Annotated in this window: 14 protein-coding genes; 11 read left to right on the forward strand and 3 right to left on the reverse strand. The window is 61.0% G+C overall.

Annotated elements, in window-relative coordinates:
* The first annotated feature begins 4 nt into the window (after nt 1-4).
* The 4 genes from rnr to L4923_RS18190 all read left to right on the forward strand — a co-directional run bounded on the left by rnr (nt 5) and on the right by L4923_RS18190 (nt 4,758).
* Nucleotides 5-2,305, forward strand: coding sequence for a ribonuclease R (gene rnr, locus L4923_RS18175; RefSeq protein ID WP_239367639.1), 2,301 nt, complete (start codon nt 5-7; stop codon nt 2,303-2,305).
* Complete coding sequence (locus tag L4923_RS18180; protein ID WP_239367641.1) at nt 2,305-2,736, forward strand: DUF983 domain-containing protein; 432 nt, start codon at nt 2,305-2,307, stop codon at nt 2,734-2,736. The genes rnr and L4923_RS18180 overlap by 1 nt, the downstream gene beginning before the upstream one ends.
* A 72-nt stretch (nt 2,737-2,808) precedes the next feature.
* A complete protein-coding gene (locus tag L4923_RS18185; RefSeq protein WP_239367643.1) occupies nt 2,809-3,546 on the forward strand; it encodes an NUDIX hydrolase in 738 nt (245 codons plus the stop codon).
* A 27-nt stretch (nt 3,547-3,573) separates the two neighbouring features.
* The gene (locus tag L4923_RS18190; protein ID WP_239367645.1) at nt 3,574-4,758 is read left to right on the forward strand and encodes an MFS transporter; all 1,185 of its coding nucleotides are present in this window, start codon (nt 3,574-3,576) and stop codon (nt 4,756-4,758) included.
* A gap of 4 nt (nt 4,759-4,762) precedes the next feature.
* Here the strand turns inward: L4923_RS18190 and L4923_RS18195 are convergent, their stop codons facing one another.
* From L4923_RS18195 to L4923_RS18205, 3 genes are all read right to left on the reverse strand, one after another.
* Complete coding sequence (locus L4923_RS18195; protein ID WP_239367647.1) at nt 4,763-5,494, reverse strand: class I SAM-dependent methyltransferase; 732 nt, start codon at nt 5,492-5,494, stop codon at nt 4,763-4,765.
* A gap of 150 nt (nt 5,495-5,644) precedes the next feature.
* Nucleotides 5,645-5,767, reverse strand: a complete 123-nt coding sequence (locus L4923_RS18200; protein WP_239367747.1) for a DUF4287 domain-containing protein — start codon at nt 5,765-5,767, stop codon at nt 5,645-5,647.
* Nucleotides 5,764-5,871, reverse strand: coding sequence for a DUF4287 domain-containing protein (locus tag L4923_RS18205; protein ID WP_239367649.1), 108 nt, complete (start codon nt 5,869-5,871; stop codon nt 5,764-5,766). The genes L4923_RS18200 and L4923_RS18205 overlap by 4 nt, the downstream gene beginning before the upstream one ends.
* Before the next feature lie 368 nt (nt 5,872-6,239).
* On the opposite strand from L4923_RS18205, the gene rpsF reads away from it, so the two are divergent.
* The 7 genes from rpsF (at nt 6,240) to L4923_RS18240 (ending at nt 12,260) form a co-directional block, all read left to right on the forward strand.
* A complete protein-coding gene (gene rpsF / locus L4923_RS18210) occupies nt 6,240-6,725 on the forward strand; it encodes a 30S ribosomal protein S6 (protein ID WP_239367651.1) in 486 nt (161 codons plus the stop codon).
* Nucleotides 6,725-6,973, forward strand: coding sequence for a 30S ribosomal protein S18 (gene rpsR, locus L4923_RS18215; protein WP_024923879.1), 249 nt, complete (start codon nt 6,725-6,727; stop codon nt 6,971-6,973). Before rpsF ends, rpsR begins: the two co-directional genes overlap by 1 nt.
* A 192-nt stretch (nt 6,974-7,165) precedes the next feature.
* On the forward strand, nt 7,166-7,750 hold the full coding sequence (rplI, locus tag L4923_RS18220; protein WP_239367653.1) for a 50S ribosomal protein L9: 585 nt from the start codon (nt 7,166-7,168) through the stop codon (nt 7,748-7,750).
* 157 nt (nt 7,751-7,907) lie between these two features.
* The gene (locus L4923_RS18225; protein WP_239367655.1) at nt 7,908-9,188 is read left to right on the forward strand and encodes a cyclopropane fatty acid synthase; all 1,281 of its coding nucleotides are present in this window, start codon (nt 7,908-7,910) and stop codon (nt 9,186-9,188) included.
* Between the two features lie 69 nt (nt 9,189-9,257).
* Nucleotides 9,258-9,581, forward strand: coding sequence for a YnfA family protein (locus L4923_RS18230; RefSeq protein WP_239367657.1), 324 nt, complete (start codon nt 9,258-9,260; stop codon nt 9,579-9,581).
* A 2-nt stretch (nt 9,582-9,583) separates the two neighbouring features.
* Entirely contained in the window at nt 9,584-10,561 is a 978-nt protein-coding gene (locus L4923_RS18235) for a small ribosomal subunit Rsm22 family protein (RefSeq protein ID WP_239367659.1), read from the forward strand.
* A 208-nt stretch (nt 10,562-10,769) separates the two neighbouring features.
* Complete coding sequence (locus L4923_RS18240; protein WP_239367661.1) at nt 10,770-12,260, forward strand: replicative DNA helicase; 1,491 nt, start codon at nt 10,770-10,772, stop codon at nt 12,258-12,260.
* Nucleotides 12,261-12,290: the final 30 nt, after the last annotated feature.

Raw genomic sequence — 12,290 nt, forward strand, 5'->3', positions numbered from 1 at the left:
GACATTGGCGCGCAGGATCTCCGGACGAAGCCATGGCGATCCCCGCGCTGCCGATACCCGCCGGGGGACACGCGACCAGTATCGTCCTTCGCGCGAAGAGATCCTTCGCTACATCGCAGAGAATCCCGATCGCTCCGGCAAGCGCGAAATCGCGAAGGCATTTGCGCTGCGAGGCGAGGATCGCGTCTGGCTGAAAGACATGCTGCGCGACCTGCAGGACGAAGGCCTGCTGGAGCAGAAACGCAAGCGGCACATCCGGCCCGGCGCCTTGCCCCATGTCGCTGTGCTCGATGTGATCGGCCGCGACGACCAGGGTGGATTGTTGGCTCGCCCATCCGAACACCCGGGCAATGGCGAGGCACCGACGGTGTCGATCCGCATTTCACGCAGCGGACCGGGCGCCGGTATCGGCGACCGGGTGCTCGCCAAGACCTTCCCGACCGACGAGCCGACAGGTCCAGCCTATACGGCGCGGATCATGAAAGTGTTCGAAAAACGCAAGGACGCGGTGCTCGGTGTCTTTCGCATCCTGAAGGACGGTACTTTCCGCATCGAGCCTGTTGAGCGGCGCCAGCCTGAACTCATCGTCGACAAGGAGTTCCAGAACGGCGCCCAAAACGGCGACCTGGTGGAAGTGGAGCCTTCGCGCTCCGGCCGCTATGGCCTGCCGCGCGCCAAGGTGCTGACGGTGCTCGGTTCGCTGACCAGCGAAAAGGCGGTCTCGATGATCGCCATCCACGCGCATGACATCCCGCATATCTTCCCGGCCGAGGTGCTGGCTGAAGCCGAGGCCTTGAAACCGGTTACCCTGCAGGGGCGCGAAGATTGGCGTGACCTGCCCTTGGTGACCATCGATCCGGCGGACGCCAAGGACCATGACGACGCCGTTCATGCGGAGCCGGATACGGACGAGAAGAATCCCGGCGGCGTTGTGGTGACCGTGGCGATTGCCGATGTCTCCGCCTATGTACGACCGAATTCGGCGCTGGATCGCGAAGCTCTGAAACGCGGCAACTCGGTTTATTTCCCCGACAGGGTCGTGCCGATGCTGCCAGAGCGCATCTCGAACAACCTCTGCTCGTTGCGCGAAGGCGAGGACCGCCCGGCCATTGCTACCCGCATGACGTTTTCCGCGGAGGGGCGGAAGATCCGCCACAGCTTTCATCGGGTGATGATGAAGTCGGCCGCCAAGCTCGCCTATCCACAGGCGCAGGCTGCCATCGACGGAATGCCCGACGGCAAGACCGGCCCGATCCTCGACACAGTGCTGAAACCGCTGTGGAATGCTTATGCCATATTGAAACGCGGCCGCGATGCGCGCCAGCCGCTGGAACTCGACCTGCCGGAGCGAAAGATCCTGCTCAAGGAGGACGGCACGGTCGACCGTGTGATCGTTCCCGAGCGGCTCGATGCGCACAAGCTGATCGAAGAATTCATGATCCAGGCAAATGTCGCCGCTGCAGAGACGCTCGAGGCAAAGAAGCAGTCGCTGATCTACCGCATTCATGACGGGCCGACATTGGCCAAGCAGGAATCACTTCGAGAGTTCCTGCAGACGCTCGGACTGTCGCTGGCGCGCGGGGCGCAGATGCGTCCGAGTCAATTCAACTCGATCCTCGAACGCGTGCGCGGCGCCGACAATGAAGCGCTCGTCAACGAGGTGGTGCTCCGCTCCCAGAGCCAGGCCGAATACAATCCCGACAATATCGGCCATTTCGGCCTGAACCTGCACCGCTATGCGCATTTCACCTCGCCGATTCGCCGCTATGCCGATTTGATCGTGCATCGCGGCTTGATCGCCGCACTCGGTTTGGGCCCGGATGGGCTGACGCGAGGGGAAGAAGAAAGACTGGCCGAAACCGGCGCTCTGATTTCGGCGGCGGAACGCCGCGCCATGGCGGCCGAGCGCGAGACGGTCGACCGCCTGATCGCGGCCCATCTGGCCGAGCGGGTCGACGAGCGCTTCGACGCGAGAATCTCCGGCGTCGCCAAGGCTGGACTTTTTGTCCAATTGCCACAATTTGGCGCAGATGGTTTCATCCCGGTGTCATCCCTGGGTGACGATTACTATCTGTATGACGAAACGGCGCGTTCGCTTTTTGGAGAACGCAGCGGCAAGGGATATCAGTTGGCGGATCGCGTCGAGGTCCGTCTCGTCGAAGTGGCGCCGATGGCTGGTGCGATGCGCTTCGAGATGCTGAGCCCCCCGAAACCACTGCCCGGTTCCAAGCGCTCGTTTCACAAGGCAAAGGGCCGCGCCCGCGCCTCGCATTCGCGTTCTGGACCGCGCGGCAGGAGACGATGATGCAGCAGCAGGTTTTCGGCGGCGAGCAGTCCGCCAGGGCAACGCGTCCGCTGTGGACGGCGATGAAGCGTGGCTTTTTCTGCCGCTGCCCGAACTGCGGCGAAGGCAAGCTGTTTCGCGCCTATACCAAGACTTTCGACCACTGCCAGAGTTGCGGTGAAGAATTCCATCATCATCGTGCCGACGACTTGCCCGCCTACCTGGTGATCGTCATTGTCGGCCACGTCATCCTGGGCGGTTTCATGGGCGTGGAAGCAACCTCGACGCTTTCGATGTGGCAACATCTGGCGATCTGGGCACCGCTCACCATCATCATGTCGCTGGCTCTGCTGCAGCCCATCAAAGGCGCCGTTATCGGCCTGCAATGGGCCTATTACATGCACGGCTTCGGGGGAGAGCCTGACCATATCGAAGGTCATCCTGAACTCTGAGCGGCATCCTGGCTCAATGTGCGACCGTCGCGGCCTCTTTAATTTGACATGAGTTTCCGCTAGGTCGGTCGCATGCAAGGGATGACCAAGGCGGAAGTCGACAAGGCCGAACGCAACGAGGTGGCTCTCGGTGATGGACCGAAACGTCCTCGTGATGCGGCAACACTGATTTTGCTCGACCGCAAAGGCAATGATTTCCACGTATTGATGGGCCGCCGTCATGCGGCCCATGCTTTCATGCCCGGCAAGTTCGTCTTTCCCGGCGGCCGCACCGACCCTGCCGATAGCCGCGTGCCGGTCGCAACGGGCCTCTATCCCGAGGAAGAAGCGAAACTGACGGCTCGTGCGGGACGTACCGGCGCCATCCGCGCGCGCGCGATAGCCTTGTCGGCCATCCGCGAGACATATGAGGAGGCCGGCCTTTTGATCGGTCGCAAAGGCCCGCTTTCGACCGGTAAGCGTGATTGGCAGGGTTTCGTCGAACACAGCGTGCAGCCTTCATTGGAAGCGGTGCGTTTCATCGCCCGCGCCATCACGCCGCCGGGTCGAGTCCGCCGCTTCGACACCCGCTTCCTCGCCGCCTGGCGCGACGATGTGGCGGTTGCCCTGCCAAGCGGCCCCACCAATGAGTTGGAGGAATTGGTCTGGCTGCCGCTGGCCGAGGCACGCAAGGCCGATATACCAACGATTACACGCACGATCCTGGACGAACTCGAGAAGCGGCTCAGTGACGATCCGCTGCTGCGGCCGGGCGGAACCATCCCCTTCTACCGGATGCTCCATAACCGCTTCGTGCGTGAAGTCCTCTAAGACCCAAATCCAGCATTCAGGTATCGCATGACGGACGAAACCATGGCGCAAGACGAGGAGCGCGTACATTGGCTGCCGATGATCGCGGCCATTTCGTCGATCAGCGTCGTGGGTATCGCCATTGGTCTCGGCATGCCGCTGCTCAGCGTCATTCTCGAATCCCGCGGCCATTCGGCCTCGATGATCGGCTTGAACACGGCAGTCGCTGGCATCGCCTCGATCGCGGCGGCCCCGCTGGCCACGCCCATCGCGACGCGTCTTGGCGTCGCCTGGGCAATGCTGTTGATGATTGCAGCGGGTGCGCTTGCCTTCGTTGGCTTCCATTTCGCACCTTTCTTCTGGATGTGGTTCCCGTTGCGCGCGGTGCTTCACATTGCGCTGACTGTCCTCTTCATTCTTTCGGAGTTCTGGATCAGTACCTCGGCGCCGCCGCAACGCCGGGGGCTTGTGCTGGGCATTTACGCCACCGTGCTTTCGCTGGGCTTCGCTGCAGGGCCATGGCTGTTCTCGCGCATCGGCAGTGCCGGCTTCCTGCCCTTCGGCGTCATCGTCGTGCTGGTTGCCATAGCGGCTGTTCCCGTTCTTGCCGCCCGCAAGGAAAGCCCGCCCATTCGTCCCGAAGGCGAGGAGACCAGCGGGTTCCTGCGCTATATCTGGCTGGTTCCAACCGCTACCGCGGCCGTGCTCGTGTTCGGTGCCGTAGAAACTGGCGGTTTTGCGCTGTTCCCGGTCTATGGCAGTCGCATCGGCTATTCGGAGGCGGATGCTGCGCTGCTGCTCACGATGATCGGCCTCGGCAACGTGCTGCTGCAGATACCAATCGGCATGGTGAGTGACCGCGTCGGCGACAGGCGCTATCTGCTGCTCGCCTGCGCCACAATCGGATTGCTCGGCACACTGGTGATGCCGCATCTCGCCTCGAACTGGCATCTCATGGCCGGACTTCTGTTCCTCTGGGGCGGTGTGGTCGCGGCAATGTACACTGTCGGCCTCGCCCATCTCGGATCCCAGCTTTCAGGACATGAGCTTGCCTCGGCCAATGCTGCTTTCGTGCTGTGCTACGGCGTCGGCATGGTGCTCGGGCCACAAGCCATCGGCCTCGGCATGGACGCGTTCGGCCCCTCCGGCTTCGGCGGCGCGCTGTCACTGTTCTTCGGCGCCTACATTCTGCTGGCCGTTGGCCGTCTGATCCTGAAATCGGCCAAGGGTTAGAGCATCAGCCGGCCAGGGGCCGTGCTTTCAACCATAAGAACAGCGGAATGCGGTCCCAATCGCGCAATGCCGCCCATTGCGGCCCTTTATCGGGCCTCGGTTCGGACAAAGATGTGACCGCCAATCCCGCAGCTTCCAGGGCCGCAAAATAATTCACCAATGGTTGCGACCAGCCGGCGAAACGCATACGCAAGCCGTCCCTCTCTTCCGCACCTTCAAAATGCTCGATGCCAAAATAGGTGCCATCCACGACGAAAGGCCTGTCGGCACGCTCTCGATCGAAGCGGCCGCGGTCGGCAAAGGGATGCACGATCGACACGAACAACGTACCCGATGGCCGCAACACGCGACGCATTTCCTTCACCGCGGCAGGCACATCGTCGACATCCATCAGCACATTGTAGGCCATGACGACGTCAAAACTTTCCGCTTCGAAGGGCAATGCGTTCGCCGGGGCCACCTCGTAGTGATCGGCAGAACCGGCTTCTCTTGCAGCAACGACAAAAGCTTCGACCGGATCTGTCGCGGTCACGCGATACCCGCATTCCTTGAGCAAGCGCGAAACCCGCCCCTCGCCGCAACCGACTTCCAGCGCATTGCCGGTGTCTTTGCCTATGAATTCTCGCAAGGAAGATCGATAGGCCCAGAAGGCGTCATGACCAGGCGCGCGTGCCCACTCAATCCACTCGGATGCGACATCGGACCAATGGTCGTGGTCTTTCCTCGGGCTGGTCATGGCGAACTCCGTGTCTCGGGACGAAACGGCCGAGATGGCTCATTCGATTGCCCCGTACAACGTCCAATTTAGCTCTGCTCATATTCCAGCGGGTCCGCACGGACATTTTCGGGAAGCCGATGCGTCCAACTTTGTGGGCATGCCTGATCTTCAGTCACCGGGCTTCTTCTTGCCGGTCAAGAGCGCATAAACCGCCATGGAATGACCGTGACCGAGATCATAATCGGCCTTCAGCCATTCGATGATCTGCCCCGCCTTGACGCTGGCCTTCAGTTTCCGCCTTCGGAAAAGCCTTTTTCGTCGGCCAGGCGCATCAGGTCTTCCGGCCCCTGACCCGTCTTGTTCTTGATCGTATCGAGATAGGCCTGAAAAGACATGTGCTCCCTCCATCTGGTATTGTGCGGGGCAATATGGGATCGTGTAAAAGCCGGGGCAACGACGGCCCTGCGTCGTCAACAACAACTGCTTGCCAAACCTCATTCGGCCTGCGATCGGCCGGCAAGGGTTGTGTTCCGGCCAAATTGCTGTATAGACGCGCGCAATCTGCCGGTCCCAGCTGGGGGCTGAACGGAGGGCCGGAGGTTTCTCAAGAACCGCCGTGTGGAGCGAAAACGCTTCCGCCTCCCGTGTCTCCGCTCTCGACCGTCTCGTCATGCTCCTTTCTTCTCCGCCCCGCGGATAAAGAGAAGTTGCAGAGGCTTTTGCCGCCGGGAACCGGGAGAGAAGTTGAAGAAAGGCAAGACAAATGGCTCTTTACGAACATGTGTTCCTTGCCCGGCAGGATCTGTCGCAGCAGCAGGTCGATGAGCTCGTTGAACGTTTCAAGGGCGTCATCACCGCAGGCGGCGGCTCGGTTGGCCGGGTCGAGAACTGGGGACTGAAGTCCCTCACCTACCGGGTCAAGAAGAACCGGAAGGCATACTACACACTCATGGACCTGACCTGCCCGCCGGCAGCGCTCAGCGAAATGGAACGCCAGATGGGTCTGTCGGAAGACGTCCTGCGCTTCCTGACCATCAAGGTCGAGAAGCACGAAGAAGGCGCCTCCGCAATGATGCAGAAGCGCGAAGAGCGCTCCGAGCGCGGTGGTTTCGGCGACCGTGACCGTGGTGATCGTGGTCCGCGTTCGTTCGGCGACCGCGGCGATCGTGGTCCGCGCTCGTTCGGCGACCGCGACGGTGGCGATCGCGGCCCGCGTCCGCAGCGCAGCTTTGAAGGGGGTGCAGAATAATGGTCGACATCAACCAGATCCCGACCCGGCGCCCGTTCCATCGCCGCCGCAAGACCTGCCCGTTCTCCGGCGCCAACGCCCCGAAGATCGACTACAAGGACGTGCGTCTGCTGCAGCGCTACATTTCCGAGCGCGGCAAGATCGTTCCTTCGCGCATCACCGCCGTCAGCCAGAAGAAGCAGCGCGAGCTCGCCCAGGCGATCAAGCGCGCCCGCTTCCTCGGCCTGCTGCCCTACGTGGTTCGCTAAGCTTTCTACCCGCGGGCGGCAACGCCCGCGGGCTTCCACGGTCATGATGGGCATGGCCGGCGGCATAAAATCCCAAGTTGGGCCCAGGCCCTAACTGCCTTGACAGGCAGGACAGCGAAACCGGCGCCAAGCGCCCTTCTCTTCCTGACTGTCTCCCGAACGGCGTCTTTCGCGACGCAAATGGAGAAAACAATGGAAGTCATTCTTCTAGAACGCATTTCCCGCCTCGGCCAGATGGGTGATACCGTCAAGGTCAAGGACGGCTTCGCCCGCAACTTCCTCCTGCCGAAGGGCAAGGCGCTGCGCGCCAACGAGGCCAACAAGAAGAAGTTCGAGGGTCAACGCGCCCAGCTGGAAGCCCGCAATCTCGAGCGCAAGTCCGAAGCCCAGCAGGTGGCCGACAAGCTCGACGGCAAGAGCTTCATCATCGTGCGGTCGGCCGGTGAAACCGGTCAGCTCTACGGCTCGGTCTCGACCCGCGATATCGCCGACCTGCTGACGGCCGAAGGTTTCTCGGTTGCCCGCAACCAGGTTGAGTTGAACCATCCGATCAAGACCATCGGCCTGACCAATGTGGCGATTGCGCTGCATCCGGAAGTCGAAGTCACGGTGACGCTCAACATTGCCCGTTCGTCCGAAGAGGCCGAGCGTCAGGCCAAGGGCGAGACGCTCACGACCGCCGAAGCCATCTACGGCGACGACATCAACGAGAATGCGCGTCCCGACAGCTTCTTCGATCCGAACGCCGAGTTCGAAGGCGACGAAGAGAACGCCTGATCTTTTAAAGATCTGTCACAAATCCAGCCCCGCAGCTGGATCAAGAAACCGGGCCTGGTGCCCGGTTTTTTTATGCCAACCGGAACTTTTTGACGCGTTCGCCTTTTTTGCAGGATTGGACAGCAAAGCTGTCACTATCGTTCTTTGAGGGCCCACCATGAACGTTTTTCTGGAACGCATCGTCGAACGTGTCGTTCGAAAAGGCAATTTGGTGATCACCGGCCCTAACGGAGGCTCCCGCACTTTCGGCGACGGCACCGGCCCTAAGGTGCATATGGTGATCCACACCCGCCATGCCGAGCGCGCCATTACGCTGCACCCTTCGCTCGCCATTCCGGAAGCCTTCATGGAAGAGGAACTCGACTTCGTCGAAGGCGACGTGCTTTCCTTCCTGAACCTCGTCTATCTGAACACAGGCATTTCCTGGGTGGAATCGACCTGGGGCAAGCTGGTGAATACCGCAAGGTTGACGGTTCGCCCGCTGCAGCAGCTCAACAATGCGCGCCGTTCCCGCAAGAATGTCGCGCATCACTACGACCTGTCGGGAGATCTCTACAAACTCTTCCTCGACAAGGATATGCAGTATTCCTGCGCCTATTTCGAGCGACCCGACATGACACTGGAAGAGGCACAGCTCGCCAAGAAACGGCATATCGCCGCCAAGCTGAAGGTCAGGCCCGGCCAAACTGTTCTGGACATCGGCTCGGGTTGGGGCGGGCTTGGGCTCTACATAGCAGAAGCCTTCGAGGCTGATGTGCTGGGGGTGACGCTCTCCACCGAACAGCATCAAGTCTCCACCGACCGGGCCCATGCCCAGGGTCTCGATCGCCATGTGCATTTCGAACTGCGCGACTATCGCGATCTGTCCGAACGCTTCGACCGCATCGTATCCGTCGGCATGTTCGAACATGTCGGCATCAACCACTACAAGACGTTCTTTGACAAATGCTCGAAGCTGCTCAAGCCGGATGGCGTGATGTTGCTGCACACGATAGGCCGCAGTGGTCCTCCTACCACCACCAACGCCTTCATCCGCAAGCATATTTTCCCGGGGGGCTATATCCCGGCACTCTCGGAAATAATGCCTCACATCGAGAAATCCGGCCTCGCCATCACCGACGTCGAGATCTTGAGGCTGCATTACGCCGATACGCTGAAACACTGGCGCGAACGCTTCCTGGCCAACCGCGACAAGGTCAAGGCGATCTATGACGAGCGCTTTTGCCGCATGTGGGAGTTCTACCTGTCGGGCTCGGAGGCCTCTTTCCGCTGGCAGGACCTTGTTGTCTTCCAGATCCAGCTCACGCACAAGAACGATGTGCTGCCGGTGACACGCGACTACATCAGCAAGTGCGAGAAGGCATTGGAAGTTCGCGATGCGCCACAGGCGCCGCTCTTCGCGAAACCCGTCGCCAAACGTCGGAAGGTAAAGGAATAAACGAAGGCTACGGCGCCCGCCTTCCTTCCAGCAGATGCCACGAGCATCGAGATGCACTATGAGAGGGGAATGAACATTCCCCTCTTCGTCGCTGCGGCTGTTGCCGAAATCGCAGGCTGCTTTTCCTTCTGGGCTTGGTGGCGGCTGGAAAAATCGCCGTTGTGGCTCCTGCCAGGCCTCGCATGCCTGATCGTATTCGCCTGGCTTCTGGCACTGGCACCCACCGATGCGGCTGGTCGCGCCTACGCGGCCTACGGAGGAATCTATATCGCCGCGTCGCTTTTCTGGCTTTGGCTGGCCGAAGGCATCCGTCCCGACCGATGGGATCTCCTCGGCGCCGTGATCTGCTTCGCAGGCGCTTCGGTCATCCTGCTCGCGCCAAGGAGCGTCTGAGCATGGAACTGCCCGCAGAATTGCGACAAGCGGTCGAGCAATTGCTGGACAAGGTGCCACTGGCGACATTGAAACAAGCTTCCCGGACACTTTCCGACCGCTACCGCGCGGAGGTTCGCGACGGGCGTCTGCACATGGGAGATGACATCGCCGCAAAGGCCTATCTCGCCACGCGCCTGCCCGCCACCTATGCCGCGGTGCGCACCAGCCTCGAGGTACTGGCCGAGGCTTCGCCCGATTTCACGCCACGGACGATGCTCGATATCGGCGCCGGCCCGGGAACGGTGCTGTGGGCAGCAACAGACCTATGGTCATCGATCGATTCCGCGACGCTGCTGGAAGCCAGCAGCGCGGCCCGCAAGGTGGGACAGACGCTGGCAGCCGGGATTGACACACCCCAAATTCGCTGGCTGGCAGGCGACGTGACCATCGACCTTGCCGACATGCAGGCTGCCGACCTCGTCACCATGGCCTATGTCATGGACGAAATCGCACCGGCATCGCTGCCTAAGCTGGTCGAACGACTCTGGCAGCTCACTACAGACACGCTGATCATCATCGAACCGGGCACGCCCGCAGGTTGGCAGCGTATCCTCGATGCAAGAACAAGGCTGATCGCCGTCGGCGCCTTTGTCGCCGCTCCCTGCCCGCATCATGCACCCTGTCCACTGGCCGCGCCGGACTGGTGCCATTTTTCGCGACGTGTCGCCCGCTCGCGCCTGCACCGCCTGGCCAAGGACGCCGATGTGCCGTGGGAAGACGAGAAATTCATCTATCTGGCCGCCTCCCGCAAATCGCGAGCCGCCCACGTCGCGCGTGTGCTGGCACCATCAAAAACCGGCTCGGGCAAGGTCGCGTTGAAACTTTGCCAGTCCGATGGCGCTGTCTCGGAGCGCCTTTTCACGAAACGGGACGGCGAGATCTTCAAGGCTGCACGCCGTCTGGACTGGGGTGATACCCTCGACTTCGATTCTGTCTGACCTTTCTATTTGTTCTTGATATGTTTCCATTGCTCGGCTAGGCTTTATACCCCATCGAGTCAATCGGATTCGGGATGGTGGAATATCGTCCTGTGGACGATGACGCCGTTCTGTGGATCACGGGCATGTTTGGTCGTTCTGCGCGTGTGGTTGCCCCCGCGGCCGCGATCCTTCTGCTAACGACACGACGGAATAGTTTGGGGATATCATGGCAGAGGCAGCTCTCAAATTCGGCGCGGCGGAAACGCCGCTCTACCGCGAGGCCCCCAACAATATCGAGGCCGAGCAGGCTTTGCTCGGCGCCATTCTCGTCAACAACGACGCCTTCTACCGGGTCTCTGATTTCCTCAAGCCTGCCCATTTCTACGAGCCGCTGCATCGCAAGATTTTCGAGGTCTCGGCGGAGCTGATCCGCATGGGCAAGATGGCCAATCCGGTCACCATCAAGACCTTCTTGCCTGCCGACGAAAAGGTCGGCGACATGACTGTGGCCCAGTACCTTGCCAGGCTTGCCGCCGAAGCCGTCACCGTCATCAATGCGTCCGACTATGGCCGGGCGATCTATGATCTGGCTACACGCCGCGCGCTGATCACCGTCGGCGAGGACATGGTCAACATCGCTTATGATGCACCGGTCGACATGTCGCCGGCCGAACAGATCGAGGATGCCGAACGGCGTCTGTTCGAACTGGCCGAAACGGGACGTTATGATGGCGGCTTCGAAAGTTTCTCTGACGCGATCAAGACCGCTGTCGACATGGCCAACGCTGCCTATATGCGCGATGGCCACTTATCGGGCATTTCCACTGGCCTGCGCGACGTCGACCGCAAGCTCGGGGGCCTGCAGCCCTCCGACCTGATCATCCTTGCTGGCCGCCCGGCCATGGGCAAGACCTCGCTGGTCACCAACATTGCCTTCAACATTGCCGAAGCCTACCAGCCGGCGCAGCAGGCAGACGGGTCCTTCAAAGCTGCCAATGGCGGCGTGGTGGGATTTTTCTCGCTGGAAATGTCGGCTGAACAGCTGGCGACCCGTATCATCTCGGAACAGACCGAAATCTCATCGTCGAAGATCCGCCGGGGCGAAATCACCGAAGCCGATTTCGAGAAGCTGGTCGCCTGCGCGCAGACCATGCAGAAAATCCCACTCTTTATCGACGCTACCGGTGGCATCTCCATCGCCCAGCTTGCTGCGCGCGCGCGTCGCTTGAAGCGCCAGCGCGGCTTGGAAGTCATCGTCATCGACTACGTGCAGCTGATGCAGGGCTCCAGCGCGAAGTCTTCGCAGAACCGCGTCCAGGAAATCACCGAAATTACCACCGGCCTGAAGGCGCTGGCCAAGGAACTCAACGTGCCCATCATCGCGCTGTCACAGCTGTCGCGTCAGGTCGAAAGCCGCGACGACAAGCGCCCGCAACTGTCGGACCTTCGTGAATCGGGCTCGATCGAGCAGGACGCGGACGTCGTGCTCTTCGTCTATCGCGATGAATACTACATGCAGAACAAGCAGCCCGAGGAAGGCACGCCGGAATATGAGGACTGGCGGATCAAATTCGAGAAGGTGAAGGGCAAGGCCGAACTCATCATCGCCAAGCAGCGTCACGGGCCTACCGGCACGGTGGAACTCGCCTTCGAGGGTCAGTACACTCGCTTCTCCGATCTTGCGGAAGAGCACCAGCTGCCCGAGAGGTTCGAGTAACGTCTTGATGTGCGTCTCGGCAACCCAGCG

The organism is Terribium retamae, assembly GCF_022347545.1.
Classification (GTDB): Bacteria; Pseudomonadota; Alphaproteobacteria; order Rhizobiales; family Rhizobiaceae; genus Mesorhizobium; species Mesorhizobium retamae.

Bases quoted from the DNA above. Each gene is read 5' to 3' on its own strand.
- L4923_RS18180 (WP_239367641.1), top strand. From the start codon at position 2,305: ATGCAGCAGCAGGTTTTCGGCGGCGAGCAGTCCGCCAGGGCAACGCGT.
- L4923_RS18185 (WP_239367643.1), top strand. From the start codon at position 2,809: ATGCAAGGGATGACCAAGGCGGAAGTCGACAAGGCCGAACGCAACGAG.
- L4923_RS18190 (WP_239367645.1), top strand. From the start codon at position 3,574: ATGACGGACGAAACCATGGCGCAAGACGAGGAGCGCGTACATTGGCTG.
- L4923_RS18195 (WP_239367647.1), bottom strand. From the start codon at position 5,494: ATGACCAGCCCGAGGAAAGACCACGACCATTGGTCCGATGTCGCATCC.
- L4923_RS18205 (WP_239367649.1), bottom strand. From the start codon at position 5,871: ATGTCTTTTCAGGCCTATCTCGATACGATCAAGAACAAGACGGGTCAG.
- rpsF (WP_239367651.1), top strand. From the start codon at position 6,240: ATGGCTCTTTACGAACATGTGTTCCTTGCCCGGCAGGATCTGTCGCAG.
- rpsR (WP_024923879.1), top strand. From the start codon at position 6,725: ATGGTCGACATCAACCAGATCCCGACCCGGCGCCCGTTCCATCGCCGC.
- rplI (WP_239367653.1), top strand. From the start codon at position 7,166: ATGGAAGTCATTCTTCTAGAACGCATTTCCCGCCTCGGCCAGATGGGT.
- L4923_RS18225 (WP_239367655.1), top strand. From the start codon at position 7,908: ATGAACGTTTTTCTGGAACGCATCGTCGAACGTGTCGTTCGAAAAGGC.
- L4923_RS18230 (WP_239367657.1), top strand. From the start codon at position 9,258: ATGAACATTCCCCTCTTCGTCGCTGCGGCTGTTGCCGAAATCGCAGGC.
- L4923_RS18235 (WP_239367659.1), top strand. From the start codon at position 9,584: ATGGAACTGCCCGCAGAATTGCGACAAGCGGTCGAGCAATTGCTGGAC.
- L4923_RS18240 (WP_239367661.1), top strand. From the start codon at position 10,770: ATGGCAGAGGCAGCTCTCAAATTCGGCGCGGCGGAAACGCCGCTCTAC.